Raw genomic sequence first — 15,041 nt, 5'->3', positions numbered from 1 at the left:
TGAAAAAGGTTATAAACAATTTAGCTAGAAGTTATGTATAGAGAAAATTACAGACAATGATAAAGACGAAGGGAGTCTAAAATGAAAATAAAATCAATTTTATTAGTATTTATAGTTTCAATTGGTTTAATGGGATGTTCAATAGTGGAAGAAGGAAAGAACTCCATAGATTATGCTCAAAAGGCGACAGACTATGTAAATGAAATAAGTGCATTTGCAAATGATGCACCAGCATTAGCAGAAAAGGCCGTTAATGATAGCGAGGCTCGAAAAGAATTAGAAACGAAGCTTAGTGAAATTAAACAAGATATACCCGCATTCAATGAATTAACGCCACCTGATGTAGCAAAGGATCTTCATCAACAAATCGTCGGATATAACGAAAAGTTAAATACGTTAATTGATACGGCGATGACAAAGATAGAAGAAGGGAAAGTGGATGTAGAGCAATTTAAAAACTCTGAACTTATGCAGACGGTAGATCAAGTTCGAGATTTGAAAGATAAAGTGCAAAATTTAGGTCAATAGTAAAAAGCTCCGTTTGTGATAAACGGAGCTTTTTACTATTGGATACAATAAACGATTACACCAACGATAATAATCATGTTGCCGATGAGTTTACGTTTCGTTATTTTTTCTCCTAGGAAATACCAACCAAAAATTAATATGATGATATAACTTAAGGATTCTAATGCTGATGCTTGTTTTAATGCCATGCCCTTCATGGCGATAACATTTAATCCGGCGTTAATTACAAATAAAGAGTAGCCGATAATAACATAAGGATTCACATATTCTTTTATTCTAGAATCGTATTGTTGCAAAGTAGCTTTTTTTAATAATATTTGTGAGTAATTAGCTAAAATTATCCCGAAAATAAATAATAACATATAACTATTCATCTTTTGTCACCACCACAATTCCGACGATAATAATAGCTGCACCAAGTAAATGATTCCACTGAATCGTATCTCCAAATAGAAATACTGACCAAAGCATTGACCACAGTATAATAATCCCGCGATGTGAATATGCTTTTGAAATTTCGAAATGTTTAATTACTTGTTGCCATAAAATTGCATATCCGAATAAAAGTATAACTAATCCGAAATAAGCAACAAAAAATGAGATGGAAGCAATGGGGAATTTAGCTGCCCATTTCATGTAAACCATAATGATAGAATATATCAAAAAAGCTACATGTAAAAATACGTAATTTTTAATAGTTGGTTTCATTTATTCACTCTCTTTTGCATATAAATATATATTTATACCTAATTTTTCTAGTGTTAGATATTGGAACATATTTTGTTTAATCTTTCACATTCCAAATTATATAGTATCATGGCTTTTATTGTAAAACAATAGAAGCTATGCATTCATTTTTTCCAAGGTTCTACAATATGTATCGTTTTATTTGTTGCATCCAACTCTACTTGAACACCGATAGGCATGGTAATCATTGGATGTGTATGACAACAATCGAAGTCAGCTAGAAAAGGAATTCTTTGATTTTGAAGTACTTCTAGTAGTATTTCAAAAGGTTTTCGATTTGTACCACAATCATCAAATTGCTCATGTTTTCCAAGAATGATACCTGAAATTTTATCGAATACACCGTTAATTTTAAGTAATGAAAAGCTTCTTTCAATAGTAGCTGCATCTTTTGAACTGTCCTCAATGAAGAGAATGTCGCCTTCTTGAATATGTGGCATATAGGGGCTACCCCAAATTCCTTGTATCGTGTTTAAATTCCCGCCAATAATACGCCCAGTAGCTTTTCCATCAATTACTGAAATCCAATCGTTTGGTCGAAGTTCTTTCTCCTTTGTCTTTTCTTCCCAATTAATAAATTCATCTGACCAAAATAATGGTTGTTTTATATGATAAGGAAGAGAATGATCATGTAGTAAAGTTTCAGCGAAATATTTGTATGTGCAATCAACAAAAGGTTCAAATTCGCCAAAGGAAGGGACGAGAGCTGGTCCATAAAATGTAGGGATTCCTGTTTTGGTGTAAATTGCTAGTAATAAAGCAGTTGCATCTGAATACCCAATCATTATTTTAGGGTTCTTTAGAAAAGCATCATAATCAATATAAGGTAATATTGAATTTGAATTCATCCCACCAATTGTTGACATAATACAAGAAATATTAGGATTTCTTATTAAGACATTTAGCTCCTCAGCACGCTCTTGTATACTACCAGAACGATAAAAATCATATCGACCTGTTAATGAACCTTCTAATATATGAAACCCTTTCTGTTGTAAGTAAGATTTTGCTCTTTCAAATCTCTTTGGTGAAGTGTAGGTTACTGGTGAAGAAGGGGAGTAAATCCCAACTGTGTCTCCGTATTTTAATGATTTTGGAAGTAGCATTTGTATGAATCCCTTCTATTAAATAGTTTATCTCGCTATTTGACGGGTAGCCTGATTGGTGGGGCTGATTAAAGTTTCGCTTTATTTACGAGATTTTATTATTAAATATTCTTACGTTTCAATATTGTAAGTTTAACATAAATAAATTAAAATAATGATTGCTGTACTATGAATAAATATACCTTTTACCTTGACTGTATAAAGGAATTGTTGATAAGGTTAAATGTGAGTGTATAAAAGGTTTGCTAAAGGAGTTTTGAAATGAATCGGTTAAAATGGGGAAGGATGACAGTCCTATTAGTCATTATTTTAGGGATATGTTGGTTCTTATTCCAAGGAAATCAAAAGAGCATAGCGAATGTAGAGGGACAACCTTTGCAAGTGGCAGAACTACCTAAAGCAGGATTTACTGAAAAAGTAGTCCCGCCAAAGTACATCCCACCAGAAATTAACGCAAAAGCAGCTATGATTATCGATGCGAGTGATGGAGATATTATTTATCAATATAATGAAAATGAAGCTTTTGCACCGGCTAGTATGTCTAAGATGATGACAGCGTATCTCTTACTAGAGAGTATACATAACGGGAAAGTTCGCTGGGAAGATCCAGTAAAAATGAGTGCGAAGGCGGCACAAACAGAGGGAGCGAGAATCCCAGTACAAGTTAATGATACATTAACTGTTAAAGATTTATATCATGCATTAATGATTGAGTCAGCTAATAATTCAGCTGTGGCTTTAGCAGAACATATGGCAAAATCGGAGAAAGATTTCGTTCAGCTTATGGATGCAAAAGCGAAACAGTTAAAAATGTCGGAACATGCTAAATTTGCAAATGCGTCTGGATTACAAGAGCCAGATGGAAGTGAAACAAAAATGACGGCTGGTGATGTAGCACAATTGGCGTATCATCTTATAAAAGATTATCCGGAAATATTAGAAGTGACTCACTTACGTCAAAGTCAGCTAGCATTTAATAATATTAATGTTATAAGCACAAACGACATGTTAAATAAAAATAATAAAAGTTTATATATAGAAGGAATGGACGGACTAAAGACTGGATTTACAGATAGTGCAGGATACTGTTTTACGGGGACTGCAAAGCAAGGTGATAATCGAATTATTACAGTGGTCATGGGGACATCAAGTAAAACAAAACGTTTTACAGAGACAAATAAGTTAATGTCGTATGCATTTGGATTAGTTAATTAAGTAAGTAAAATACGAATCTAGATCGCTACATAAGTAAGACTGTTTGTTGTTACTAATTTTAGATAACAACAAACAGTCTTTTTATTTTTATTTTAAAAAGGAAAAAGCTTCTAAATACAAGTGTTATCATTTGAGTTTATTTGTTGCTGTGATATTATAAAGTTATAAGCTTATTAATAATAAGTTTGAGGGGCGTAATATGATATATACATATGAAATAGCCTCAATTGAAAATTGGAGGGAATTATGATGGCAAAAGATTTTTACTCAGCAATTGAAGACAGAAGATCTATTTATGCAATTAGTAAAGAGCAAGTAGTTTCTGATGAGAAAATTCAAGAAGTGATTTATCATGCTGTAAAACATACACCTTCAGCTTTTAATTCTCAAAGTGCTCGCGTTGTTGTTTTATTAGGAGAACAACATGATAAATTATGGGATATTACGAAAGAAACGTTACGAAAAATTGTACCTGAAAATAACTTTGCACCTACTGAAGAAAAAATGAATGCATTTAAAAGTGGTTATGGAACGGTTTTATATTTTGAAGACAGTGAAGTAGTGGAAAGCCTTCAAGCAAACTTTGCATTATATAAAGATAATTTCCCAACTTGGTCTCAGCAATCATCAGGAATGTTACAATTTGCAATTTGGACAGCTTTAGAAATTGAAGGGTTTGGTGCTACGTTACAGCATTACAATCCGCTGATTGATGAAAAAGTGAGAAAAGAGTGGGATGTTCCAGAGAATTGGAAACTTATTGCGCAAATGCCATTTGGTAAACCGGTAGTACATGCTGGTGAAAAAGAATTCCAACCGCTAGAGGACCGTGTGAAAATTTATAAATAATTTAAAAAGGTGAACAGGAATATAACCTGTTCACCTTTTTTTATACGTAATAAGGGTTTTTTTGTCCGGCATTTTTCATCTGATTTTTTAATTCATTTTTACGTGTTTCAATAGCTGATACTTTTTGTAATGTTATCATTGAAACGAATTGAATAAAAGCATAGTATAGCTCTATATTTTTTTGTATTGGATCATCTATTATATTTCTCACAAATATGCCTCCTCTTTTTATTCCAATAAAAATCCGCATTAACGGGCAGCCCGAGTGGTGAGGGTTAAAAATTAGCGGAGGATGTATAAAACCCTTACCGATTAAAGTTTCATTTTATAAAATGAAACTTTAATCAGTTCGCTAAAATTCTTTTTTATTAAGATATGTATATAATACTATAAACACCCTATAAATTCCATTATCGGAAAAAGAGAACAGTTGGTATAGTGTGTGTTTTCTTTAAAGGAGAAATGGCTTTTGTGAAATAAATCTTACAATTCGTCAAATTATTTCAAAATTGTAGATAGTATAGAAATTTAGTTTTCTAAAAATATTATACTATTGATAAATAGAGTGATTTTTGTCATGATGAAAGTATACTTTATATAAGGAGCTTTATAAGGAAATACATACTTGAGTTTGTATTAGGTTAATAGAATTTTTTATAATAGATAGAAAAGGGATATTTTATATTAAAATATTAAATAGAATGTCGAATTTTTATGTGATATATAAGAAATTTGAAAAAACCATTGCAAAAACACTATGTTTAATGATAAAGTTCACATGAAGTTCACACGGATTTCACTTTGTTCATTTAAAATGAACTACGTGTGAAAAATAAAACTCTTGCTAAAAAATGGAACTGAATGAATATTTTACTTTGATAATATTGTAAAGTATTAAAGTTTTAAGTTTTTTTAAGAGGATAGTAGGGAAAGGAAGTAAAGACAACTTATGAAAAAAGTAATTGCAGGTTTAGCAGCAGCTTCTGTAGCTGGCGTTGCAGTTCCAGGAATGGATTCTGCTCATGCACAAGTTTCAAATGAAGCGCTAAAAGAAATTAATGGACAAACTCAAACTCAAACGACTGTAACTGAAACAAAAACTGTAGAAACAACTTCTGAATTAAAATACACAGTAACTGCTGATGTATTAAATGTTCGTTCAGGTGCTGGTACAGGACATAACGTTATTTCTAAAGTAAAATCAGGCCAAGTGCTACAAGTAGTTGGACAAGAAAATGGTTGGTTCAAAGTAAACGTAAATGGTCAAACAGGTTATGTAAGTGGTGACTTCGTAACGACTGGTGGCAAAACAGGAACGACTGTTCAACAAGGAACAGGTACTTACACAGTAAACGTTTCTTCACTTAACGTACGTACAGGCCCAAGTACATCTCATACAGTATTAGGTTCTGTAAACAAAGGTAAAACAGTACAAGTTGTAGGTGAAGTACAAGATTGGTTTAAAATCAACTTCAATGGTGGAACTGGATACGTAAGCAAAGACTTCGTAACAAAAGGTGGTTCTGCTGTATCTAACGAAACAAAACAACCAACTACAAACAACAATACTACAACAGTTCAAACTGGTGGTTCTTATGTTGTTAACACTGGTGCTTTAAAAGTACGTACAGGCCCAGCTACATACAACGCTGTAATCGGTGGAGTAACAAATGGTAAAGTATTAAACGTTACTGGTGCTGAAAATGGTTGGTACAAAATTAACCATAACGGCCGCACAGGTTACGTAAGTGCAGACTTCGTTAAGTTTGTAAAAGGCGGAGTAAACAACGTTACAAATAACAATAATGTTACAAATAACGTTCAACAACCAGGTAAAGACGTACAAAAACCAACAACAGGTGGAGATACATCTTCAATCGCTGGATTCGCTAGATCTTTAAATGGTTCACCATACAGAACTGCTGGTACAACACCTGCTGGTTTTGACTGCAGTGGATTCATTCACTACGTATTAAATCAAACTGGTCATAAAGGCGCTCGTCAAACAGTTGCTGGATACTGGAGCTCTAAAACAAAAACTAGCAATCCACAACCAGGTGATTTAGTATACTTCCAAAATACTTATAAATCAGGTCCTTCTCACATGGGTGTTTACTTAGGAAACGGTCAGTTCATTAGTGCAGAAACAGATGCAACTGGTGTACGTATTAGTTCTGTAAGTAACTCTTACTGGAGCAAGCACCTATTAGGTTACACAAAAGCATACTAAGAAAAAGTAGTTTTATATACTTTTCGTATAGAGAAAAGGCTTTCCAAGGAAACTTGGGAAGCCTTTTTATAGTTGAATAAATTGGAAGTTTAATAGTTTTTATTTTAACTTTCCATTTAAAAATCGATCATATAAGTCATGGAAATAGTTAGGACGAAATAAGTTCGCTGCATGTCCTGCTAAAGGTATTTCCCTATATAGAACGTTAGGCAAAATAGATTTCAAATCAAATAGACAAGATTTATAGAGATGATCATGCTCTCCCATTACCCATAGTATAGGGTGAGGAAGTGATTTTAATTTAGATTTTAAATCGAATTCTAACCTATGTCGTAATGACTGGGCAATTATGGATGAATGTAATTGTAATCCGAAACGGTAGTAAATATTTCTTGAAATGACTGCGAACGGATTTGCTTTTAGTATACCACTTGGAAAAATAGTATTTGCGTATTGAGAGAGCCATTTAGAGTATTCATCTCCTCGCTTCTCCCAAAAATTTTGAAATACATTATATAAACGAGAAGGGTTATTGTAATGTCCTCCAATATGACAAATACTTAATACTTTTTCTGGATGCAATTGTGCAAAAATTGTAGAGATGTAACAGCCGTAACTTAGCGCACAAATATGTGCTTTTTTAATACCTTCTTGTTCATATAAGTTTAATAATTGATCTACGAGGCGCTGTAATGAAAAGTCGATTGCTTCTCCTTTATCATCACCGTGACCTAATAAGTCATAAGTTATAATGTTGTAGGAGGCAGAAAATCGTTTTTGCTCTTTTTTGAAGGCGCGACGATTGCCAACTAATCCATGAATAAAAATAATTGTTTCCTTTTCAGAATGTATATTTGTTTGCAAAAAGGATACTCCTTTCACTAACTGGAGATTTATATCGTGTTTTAAATTATTTATCTATAATTTACATAGAATAATATTAAGTACCAGGTAATAATATCAGATGTTTATATCTGTTGTAAAGATGAGTTTTTATGTATATTTTGTAAAAATAGAAAAAGTGTGTTTACATTCAGTTTACATTTGTATCGTATTCTAATTTTAGAAAGAACAGTTTTGTTTAACATGAGGAGATGAACAGGAATGGAAGTTAGAAATGAAATAAAGAAAAAAGGGAGTTGGAGGCAGTTTTTACGCCTTATTCAAGATACAAATCCTCCGAAAGGAATTTTAGTTTTTGCGTTGTTAATGAGTTTGCTTTCTACAGGAGCGAGTTTATTTATTCCTATGCTGACAAAAGGATTAGTAGATAATTTTTCGCTTTCTTCAATTAGTGCAGGACAAATTGTTGGGTTAGTTGCTTTCTTTGTAATGCAAACTATTGCGGCAGGGTTGTCTATATATTTACTAAATTATATTGGGCAGAAGATTGTAGCGGGACTAAGAGAACGTTTGTGGAAAAAGGTACTTATCTTGCCGGTATCTTATTACGATCAAAATAGAACAGGTGATACGATTAGCCGTATGACGAATGGTACAGGTGTTGTGAAAACGTTAATTTCTGAGCATTTGTCAAACTTATTAACAGGTGGTATTTCAATTGTTGGATCGTTAATTGTATTATTTGTTTTAGATTGGAAAATGACTGCGTTACTTTTAACGGTTATTCCGTTGTCTGTGCTAATTTTAGTTCCACTTGGACGAAAAATGTATAAGATTTCAAAAGCGCTTCAAGATGAAACTGCATCTTTTACAAGTGTGTTAACGCAAGTGTTATCAGAAATTCGTTTAGTGAAATCTTCAAATACAGAAAAGAGAGAATATGAAACGGGTAATACAGGTATACAAAAGTTATTAAAATTTGGTTTGAAAGAAGGAAAAGTGCAAGCATTAATTTCGCCAGTTATGTCGTTTGTTTTAATGGCACTACTTGTTATTATCGTAGGGTATGGCGGGATGCGAGTTTCTAGCGGTGCATTAACAACCGGTGAACTTGTAGCGTTTATTTTGTATTTAGTTCAAATTGTAATGCCAATGAGTCAATTATCTATGTTCTTTACACAATTCCAAAAGGCAATTGGTGCAACGGAAAGAATTAGTACGATTTTAGAATATGAAGTAGAAGATCATGAAACTGGTGTGAAAGTGACAAATGCTAAGCAACCGATCGTTCTTGAAAATGTACATTTTGAGTATAACGAAGAAGAGCAAGTTTTGAAAAATATTGATTTCACAATTGAATCTGGAAAAGTGACAGCGATTGTAGGACCAAGTGGTAGTGGGAAAACAACGTTATTCTCATTACTGGAACGTTTTTATGAGCCAACTAGTGGTGCCATTAAATTAGGAAAAGAATCAATTACGAGTTATTCATTACAGTCATGGCGACGTCAAATCGGTTACGTATCACAAGATAGTCCGTTAATTGATGGAACAATTCGTGATAATATTTGTTACGGCGTTGAGGGCGAAGTAACGGATGAAGAAATTGAAAAAGTAGCTGCAATGGCATATGTTGATGCATTTATTCATGACTTACCAAACGGTTATGCAACAGAAGTTGGAGAACGCGGTGTGAAACTTTCTGGAGGACAAAGACAGCGAATTGCCATTGCTCGAGCGTTACTGCGAAATCCGCAAATTCTTATGTTAGATGAGGCAACTTCAAGCTTAGATAGCAAATCTGAGTCTGTCGTTCAAAAAGCGTTAAATAACTTAATGAAAGGCCGAACAACATTAGTGATTGCACATAGACTTTCTACTGTTGTAGATGCAGATAAAATTATCTTTATTGAAAAAGGCAACCTTACAGGAAGTGGTACACATGATGAATTATTACAGACGCATGACATGTATCGTGAGTTTGCAACGCAGCAATTGAAAATTAAAGAGGGTGCATTATAAAATGAATCATCAGTGGGATTTTACTCCACTGATGATTCATTTTTAAAAAATATATTAGATGCTAAGTAGAAAGGAAATGGTTCCTTTGATACCTAAAATTTTAATAGTAGATGACGATCCACACATTAGAGAACTCGTTTCTGTATTTTTAGAACGAGAAGGTTTTCAAACATATGAGGCAATTGATGGAGTAGATGCACTTCAGAAAATGGATGACGTAAAAGTCGATATGGTTATTCTTGATATCATGATGCCAAATATGGATGGATTTGATGTATGTTTTGAATTAAGAAAATACTATGATATCCCGATTCTGATACTAACTGCCAAAGGAGAAACATCACAAAAAGTAAAAGGATTTCACCTTGGGACAGATGATTATCTTGTAAAACCATTTGATCCTATAGAACTAGTAGTGAGAGTAAAGGCATTATTAAAACGTTACCAAATTACAGTTTCGCAATCGATTCAAGTTGGAAATGTATTATTAAATCGTAAAACATTCGAAGTTACATCTGGAGAACAAACGGTTACGTTACCGTTAAAAGAATTTGAGCTGCTCTTTACTTTAGGGGCTAAATCGGGAAGGACTTGTTCGAGAGAGCAATTAATTGAAGAAATATGGGGATATGATTTTGAAGGGAATGAACGTACACTAGACGTTCATATTAATCGGTTACGTGAGAAGTTTCTAGAAGAGCAATCGAAATTTAGTATTAAAACAATAAGAGGATTAGGGTATCGCTTAGAGGTAAGTAAATGAGAAAAAGAAAACGAATGAGTAAGTTGAAGATGCTGAAAGTATTTGGAGCGGTATTAGCGCTCTTTTCTATTCTTACTATCATTTGGTCTATCGCATTTTATGTAGCAACTAGTTTATTGAATGCTTTTGACGTAAACGTATCGCCGTTTGTTGCCTTTCTAATTAGTGATATGGTCGGTTTTGTCTTTATTATTCTTATTTGGACATTGATTGGAATATTAATGAGACCAAAACGAGAGGCGATGATTTGGACTATTATTGAACCGATACAAAAAATTGCAAAAGGAGACTTCTCCGTAAAAATACGAAATGAAGAAAAGTATGATGGCGAAATTGGCGTGCTCGTAAAAAGTATAAATGATATGACAGATGAACTGAATGCGATGGAGAAAATGAGACAAGAGTTTGTATCAAATGTTTCTCATGAAATACAGTCACCATTAACTTCTATAAAAGGATTTGCTAGAGCACTACAAGACGATAATCTTTCTGAGGAAAAAAGAAAGCATTATCTTACCATTATTGAAACTGAAACAACGAGATTATCTAAACTAAGTCAAAATTTACTAAAGCTAACTCTTTTAGAATCAGAAGAATATATACCAGAAAGAGTGAGCTATCGATTAGATCAACAATTAAAGCAAATTGTGTTAAATAGTGAACCACTCTGGGCTGAAAAAGAAATTGAGTTAGAACTAGATTTAGAAAAAGTATATGTTATTGCTGACCAAGAAAGTATGAGTCAAGTGTGGATTAATTTAATTCATAATAGTATTAAATTTACTCCAAGCGGTGGTACGATTACTATTCAGTTAAAGGAACATGAGACAGTAGTGGAAGTGCGTATCCGTGATTCAGGAATTGGTATATCAGAAGAACAGAAACAACATATTTTTGAGCGTTTTTATAAAGCGGATTCTTCACGAAATCGTGCCTATGGAGGAAGTGGCTTAGGTTTAGCTATTGTAAAGAAAGTACTCGACCTTCATCATGGGGAAATAAAAGTTGAGAGTGAGGAAGGAAAAGGTACTGAATTTATTGTGCGTATGCCAAATCATGAAGAGAAATAGTGTTAGAAGGAGAACCTTCTAACACTATTTCTCTTTAAAAATGCATTTACCGTTACTGCAATTATATTGATAAGCTTTTCCTTCGCTATTCATACGATATGAGTAATCGGATTCTTTATCTTTCTTAAAGTCAACGTATGCTTCCACACCGTTTTTATCGTCATCTATATCAATGAATTGAACGTGTCGTATAGAATAATCTTTCTTTTCTCTTAAACCTATTCCTTGCAAGTTTGTATGAATACCATCTACTAACTGGTCAAACAACGACCAGTTTAAATTAAGATGTTCAAATGACTCAGTATGTCTTCCTAAAATACCGTTGTCTTGTATTATTTTTTTATTATCATCGTATGTATAAGAGTAGGTGAAATATGGTTCGTCTTTATATACTACTGTTGCATAATAGCCAATATTATAAAGGGGAGTATATTTTCCGGTTATGTTTTGTATTTCTTCTTGCTTATAACCTTTTTTAATATGGAGATAATGGCTAGTATCTTTTTCTATTACTTTATAATTTAGTGGGTTACCAAATATAAAGTACAGTGCAAACAATATGATACATAGTCCGACTGCAGTTAGTAACAAGAACCATTTTTTTCTTTTCATACTCATACACTCTCCTATGCTGGATTTGTTTTTATTTTACATGAATAATGGTAAAAAAAATGAAAATTATAAATAAAACCTTTCTATAGTTACCTACAAGTAACCTACGCACATGAAAGTGCATCATTGCCTTTTTACATAAACATAGATACAATTTTAATATAATACATAACTGAGATGATTAAGGAGTGTTATACTTGGCAGAATTATTACAAGGTAAAAATGCTTTAATTACAGGAGCAGGTAGAGGGATTGGTCGCGCTGTAGCAATCGCATTAGCGAAAGAAGGCGTAAATGTAGGCTTATTAGCTCGTTCAGAAGAAAACTTAAAAGCTGTAGCGAAAGAAGTAGAAGCAGAAGGTGTAAAAGCTGTTATTGCAACTGCTGATGTTTCTTCATACGAAGAAGTAACAACTGCGATTGAAACGTTAAAAAATGGTTTAGGATCTATCGATATTTTAATTAATAACGCTGGTATTTCTAAATTCGGTAAGTTTTTAGAACTAGACGTTGCTGATTGGGAAAAAATCATTCAAGTAAATTTAATGGGTGTATACTATGCAACTCGTGCAGCTTTACCGAGCATGATTGAACAACAATCTGGTGATATCATTAACATTTCATCTACAGCAGGACAAAAAGGCGCACCTGTAACAAGTGCATATAGTGCTTCTAAATTTGGTGTCCTTGGCTTAACAGAATCGTTAGCGATGGAAGTTCGCAAACATAACATTCGTGTAACAGCTCTAACTCCAAGTACAGTAGCAACTGATATGGCTGTAGATTTAGGATTAACTGATGGAAACCCTGATAAAGTAATGCAAGCAGAAGATATTGCAGAATTTATCGTAGCGCAGCTGAAATTAAATAAACGTACGTTTATTAAATCTGCTGGGCTTTGGTCTACTAATCCATAGGAATTAAATTTAGCTTTAAAAGAAGGGATATCTATTCTGTAAGGGGTAGATATCCCTTCTTTATTTTTTGTATTCGAGACAGAATTTTCGGTATAATTAAAAGTAAATGGTAGAAAGCATTGGGAAATTGAAAGGGATGGCAGTTGTAAAAGAGTGATGTAAGGAGGAAAAAGGGATGAAAAAGGGATGAAAAAGAAGTTTCAAAAATTATAACATGTATCGTGTATAACGAGATTAGCTCGTGGACCTCCAGTATACATAACACTATATTATATATTAAAAAATTGGAGGATATAAGTAGATGAGAACTGAAAAAGAAATGTTAGACGTAATTATAAATATAGCAAAAGAGGATGAAAGAATTCGAGCAGTTATCATGAATGGATCGCGTGTAAATCCAAATGTGAAAAGAGATTGTTTTCAAGACTATGATATTATGTATGTTGTAAATGATATACAATCTTTTACGTCTAATCATAATTGGGTTCATAGATTTGGAGAAATAATGATAGTACAAATGCCAGAAGAAATGTCGTTAGTTCAACCAGATAAAGATGGGAAGTTTCCGTATTTAATGCAGTTCATGGATGGGAATCGGATTGATTTAACGCTAGTTCCAGTTGAGTTAATAAAAAAGTTCGTTGGACAAGATAGTTTAAGTAAACTGCTTCTTGATAAAGATAATTGTCTGGAAGAATTCCCGCCAGCAAGCGATAAGGATTACTTAATAAAAAAGCCTACAGAAAAAGAGTTTTTAGATTGTTGTAATGAATTTTGGTGGTGTAGTACGAATATCGCAAAAGGGTTATGGCGAGAGGAACTTTCTTATGCAAAAGGAATGCTTGAAGGACCAGTGCGAGATATGTTCATCGTAATGCTAGAATGGCATATTGGTATGAAAACAGACTTTACAGTTAATACAGGGAAGCTTGGAAAGTATTTCGAGCAATATATTGAAGAAGATATGTGGGAGCAATTTAAAAGGACATTTTCTAATGCAGAATATGAAAACATATGGGAGTCATTCTTTGTCATGGGTGATTTATTTAGGGAAGTGGCCAATGAAATTGCTAACACATATGAATATCAATATCCGCAAGATGAGGATGATAAAGTGACGAACTATTTAAAACATGTGAAAGCTTTGCCAAAAGATAGTACATCAATTTATTAATAATATAAAGCAGTAAGACTGTCCTAATTAAGGACAGTCTTATTTTTGTTTATGAATAACAATTTCTCTAACAAAGTGCAGATGAATCACATATGAAAATTTAGGGAGGTTTTTTATCATGTATTATTTTTATTCGCCAGAAATGTTTGCTCCATATCAATGGGGACTAGAACGAGATGTTTCGTATGCTTATATACCATATAACTTATTTTATTACGGAGATTATATAAGTGCATTGCCATACGCATATATCCCTCAAAAATATGAAGTACAAATGAAAGCAGATGATCGTGGCTCGTGGACACCATTTTCATGGGTTGAAAAATATGCGTACGCATTTTCAGGACCGTATAATAAAGCGGAAGTCGCTCTTACATTTGATGATGGACCAGATTTAGAATTTACGCCAAAAATATTAGATAAGTTAAAACAACATAATGTAAAAGCTACTTTTTTCTTACTTGGTGAAAACGCAGAAAAATTTCCGAACGTAGTAAAGCGTATTGCGAATGAAGGGCATGTAATTGGCAATCATACGTATAGTCATCCGAATTTGGCGAAAGTAAATGAGGATGAGTACCGTAATCAAATTATAAAAACGGAAGAAATATTAAATCGTTTAGCTGGTTATGCACCGAAGTTTATACGTCCGCCATACGGTGAAATACTTGAAGATCAATTAAAATGGGCCACAGAGCAAAATTTTATGATTGTACAGTGGAGTGTTGATACGGTTGATTGGAAAGGTGTGAGTGCTGATACGATTACAAATAATGTGTTAGGGAATTCATTTCCTGGAAGTGTCATCCTCCAACATTCAACACCAGGTGGGCATTTACAAGGATCTGTAGATGCACTAGACAAAATCATTCCGCAGTTAAAAACGAAAGGAGCAAGTTTTGTAACACTTCCAAGTATGTTCCAGACATCAAAAGAAAGAAATTGAATGTGTTATAAATTGGAAA

16 protein-coding genes are annotated in these 15,041 nt (G+C 33.3%); 10 read left to right on the top strand and 6 right to left on the bottom strand.

The genetic code is table 11. The annotated features are described in order from the left end of the window. Positions 1-81: 81 nt before the first annotated feature. A complete protein-coding gene (locus tag ACTFSL_RS23385; RefSeq protein WP_000695203.1) occupies positions 82-528 on the top strand; it encodes a DUF6376 family protein in 447 nt (148 codons plus the stop codon). A gap of 35 nt (positions 529-563) precedes the next feature. Here ACTFSL_RS23385 and ACTFSL_RS23380 read toward each other — a convergent pair whose 3' ends face one another. The 3 genes from ACTFSL_RS23380 to ACTFSL_RS23370 all read right to left on the bottom strand — a co-directional run bounded on the left by ACTFSL_RS23380 (position 564) and on the right by ACTFSL_RS23370 (position 2,381). Next, the gene (locus ACTFSL_RS23380) at positions 564-902 is read right to left on the bottom strand and encodes an EamA family transporter (RefSeq protein ID WP_001089868.1); all 339 of its coding nucleotides are present in this window, start codon (positions 900-902) and stop codon (positions 564-566) included. After that, positions 895-1,236 carry an EamA family transporter gene (locus ACTFSL_RS23375; protein ID WP_000805125.1) on the bottom strand — a complete coding sequence of 114 codons (342 nt, stop codon included), beginning with the start codon at positions 1,234-1,236 and terminating at the stop codon, positions 895-897. Before ACTFSL_RS23375 ends, ACTFSL_RS23380 begins: the two co-directional genes overlap by 8 nt. 143 nt (positions 1,237-1,379) lie before the next feature. Next, a complete protein-coding gene (locus ACTFSL_RS23370) occupies positions 1,380-2,381 on the bottom strand; it encodes a S66 family peptidase (protein WP_000926333.1) in 1,002 nt (333 codons plus the stop codon). Positions 2,382-2,642: 261 nt separating this feature from the next. On the opposite strand from ACTFSL_RS23370, the gene ACTFSL_RS23365 reads away from it, so the two are divergent. Together ACTFSL_RS23365 and ACTFSL_RS23360 are read left to right on the top strand one after the other, a co-directional pair. Continuing rightward, entirely contained in the window at positions 2,643-3,596 is a 954-nt protein-coding gene (locus ACTFSL_RS23365) for a D-alanyl-D-alanine carboxypeptidase family protein (RefSeq protein ID WP_001080871.1), read from the top strand. A 246-nt stretch (positions 3,597-3,842) separates the two neighbouring features. Continuing rightward, a complete protein-coding gene (locus ACTFSL_RS23360; RefSeq protein ID WP_440042477.1) occupies positions 3,843-4,445 on the top strand; it encodes a nitroreductase family protein in 603 nt (200 codons plus the stop codon). Between the two features lie 40 nt (positions 4,446-4,485). Here the strand turns inward: ACTFSL_RS23360 and ACTFSL_RS23355 are convergent, their stop codons facing one another. Continuing rightward, entirely contained in the window at positions 4,486-4,656 is a 171-nt protein-coding gene (locus ACTFSL_RS23355; RefSeq protein WP_001244279.1) for a hypothetical protein, read from the bottom strand. A gap of 738 nt (positions 4,657-5,394) precedes the next feature. Here ACTFSL_RS23355 and entFM point away from each other — a divergent pair. After that, entirely contained in the window at positions 5,395-6,675 is a 1,281-nt protein-coding gene (gene entFM, locus ACTFSL_RS23350) for an enterotoxin EntFM (RefSeq protein WP_000755521.1), read from the top strand. 99 nt (positions 6,676-6,774) lie between these two features. Here the strand turns inward: entFM and ACTFSL_RS23345 are convergent, their stop codons facing one another. Continuing rightward, positions 6,775-7,539 carry an alpha/beta fold hydrolase gene (locus ACTFSL_RS23345; RefSeq protein WP_440042474.1) on the bottom strand — a complete coding sequence of 255 codons (765 nt, stop codon included), beginning with the start codon at positions 7,537-7,539 and terminating at the stop codon, positions 6,775-6,777. Between the two features lie 240 nt (positions 7,540-7,779). Here ACTFSL_RS23345 and ACTFSL_RS23340 point away from each other — a divergent pair, with 240 nt between their 5' ends. From ACTFSL_RS23340 to hitS, 3 genes are all read left to right on the top strand, one after another. Further along, positions 7,780-9,540, top strand: coding sequence for an ABC transporter ATP-binding protein (locus ACTFSL_RS23340; RefSeq protein WP_088338895.1), 1,761 nt, complete (start codon positions 7,780-7,782; stop codon positions 9,538-9,540). An 85-nt stretch (positions 9,541-9,625) separates the two neighbouring features. Beyond that, on the top strand, positions 9,626-10,303 hold the full coding sequence (gene hitR, locus ACTFSL_RS23335; RefSeq protein ID WP_119683196.1) for an envelope stress response regulator transcription factor HitR: 678 nt from the start codon (positions 9,626-9,628) through the stop codon (positions 10,301-10,303). Beyond that, entirely contained in the window at positions 10,300-11,373 is a 1,074-nt protein-coding gene (gene hitS / locus ACTFSL_RS23330; protein WP_119683197.1) for an envelope stress sensor histidine kinase HitS, read from the top strand. Before hitR ends, hitS begins: the two co-directional genes overlap by 4 nt. A gap of 24 nt (positions 11,374-11,397) precedes the next feature. Here hitS and ACTFSL_RS23325 read toward each other — a convergent pair whose 3' ends face one another. Further along, entirely contained in the window at positions 11,398-11,991 is a 594-nt protein-coding gene (locus ACTFSL_RS23325) for a DUF3139 domain-containing protein (RefSeq protein WP_065382415.1), read from the bottom strand. 191 nt (positions 11,992-12,182) lie between these two features. On the opposite strand from ACTFSL_RS23325, the gene ACTFSL_RS23320 reads away from it, so the two are divergent. The 3 genes from ACTFSL_RS23320 to ACTFSL_RS23310 all read left to right on the top strand — a co-directional run bounded on the left by ACTFSL_RS23320 (position 12,183) and on the right by ACTFSL_RS23310 (position 15,022). Next, positions 12,183-12,902, top strand: coding sequence for a 3-ketoacyl-ACP reductase (locus ACTFSL_RS23320; protein WP_000818985.1), 720 nt, complete (start codon positions 12,183-12,185; stop codon positions 12,900-12,902). Between the two features lie 301 nt (positions 12,903-13,203). After that, positions 13,204-14,076, top strand: coding sequence for an aminoglycoside 6-adenylyltransferase (locus ACTFSL_RS23315; protein WP_088338893.1), 873 nt, complete (start codon positions 13,204-13,206; stop codon positions 14,074-14,076). Positions 14,077-14,194: 118 nt separating this feature from the next. Beyond that, the gene (locus ACTFSL_RS23310; RefSeq protein ID WP_088338892.1) at positions 14,195-15,022 is read left to right on the top strand and encodes a peptidoglycan-N-acetylglucosamine deacetylase; all 828 of its coding nucleotides are present in this window, start codon (positions 14,195-14,197) and stop codon (positions 15,020-15,022) included. Positions 15,023-15,041 lie beyond the last annotated feature (19 nt).

Source organism: Bacillus cereus group sp. MYBK108-1 (assembly GCF_051917185.1).
Lineage (GTDB): Bacteria > Bacillota > Bacilli > Bacillales > Bacillaceae_G > Bacillus_A > Bacillus_A cereus.
This window is presented reverse-complemented; position numbering and strand designations above follow the sequence as displayed.

Excerpts from the sequence above, each read along its gene's own strand:
- ACTFSL_RS23370 (WP_000926333.1), bottom strand. The coding sequence starts at position 2,381 with ATGCTACTTCCAAAATCATTAAAATACGGAGACACAGTTGGGATTTAC.
- ACTFSL_RS23325 (WP_065382415.1), bottom strand. The coding sequence starts at position 11,991 with ATGAGTATGAAAAGAAAAAAATGGTTCTTGTTACTAACTGCAGTCGGA.
- hitS (WP_119683197.1), top strand. The coding sequence starts at position 10,300 with ATGAGAAAAAGAAAACGAATGAGTAAGTTGAAGATGCTGAAAGTATTT.
- ACTFSL_RS23385 (WP_000695203.1), top strand. The coding sequence starts at position 82 with ATGAAAATAAAATCAATTTTATTAGTATTTATAGTTTCAATTGGTTTA.
- ACTFSL_RS23360 (WP_440042477.1), top strand. The coding sequence starts at position 3,843 with ATGATGGCAAAAGATTTTTACTCAGCAATTGAAGACAGAAGATCTATT.
- entFM (WP_000755521.1), top strand. The coding sequence starts at position 5,395 with ATGAAAAAAGTAATTGCAGGTTTAGCAGCAGCTTCTGTAGCTGGCGTT.
- ACTFSL_RS23375 (WP_000805125.1), bottom strand. The coding sequence starts at position 1,236 with ATGAAACCAACTATTAAAAATTACGTATTTTTACATGTAGCTTTTTTG.
- ACTFSL_RS23315 (WP_088338893.1), top strand. The coding sequence starts at position 13,204 with ATGAGAACTGAAAAAGAAATGTTAGACGTAATTATAAATATAGCAAAA.
- ACTFSL_RS23365 (WP_001080871.1), top strand. The coding sequence starts at position 2,643 with ATGAATCGGTTAAAATGGGGAAGGATGACAGTCCTATTAGTCATTATT.
- ACTFSL_RS23340 (WP_088338895.1), top strand. The coding sequence starts at position 7,780 with ATGGAAGTTAGAAATGAAATAAAGAAAAAAGGGAGTTGGAGGCAGTTT.
- ACTFSL_RS23380 (WP_001089868.1), bottom strand. The coding sequence starts at position 902 with ATGAATAGTTATATGTTATTATTTATTTTCGGGATAATTTTAGCTAAT.
- ACTFSL_RS23310 (WP_088338892.1), top strand. The coding sequence starts at position 14,195 with ATGTATTATTTTTATTCGCCAGAAATGTTTGCTCCATATCAATGGGGA.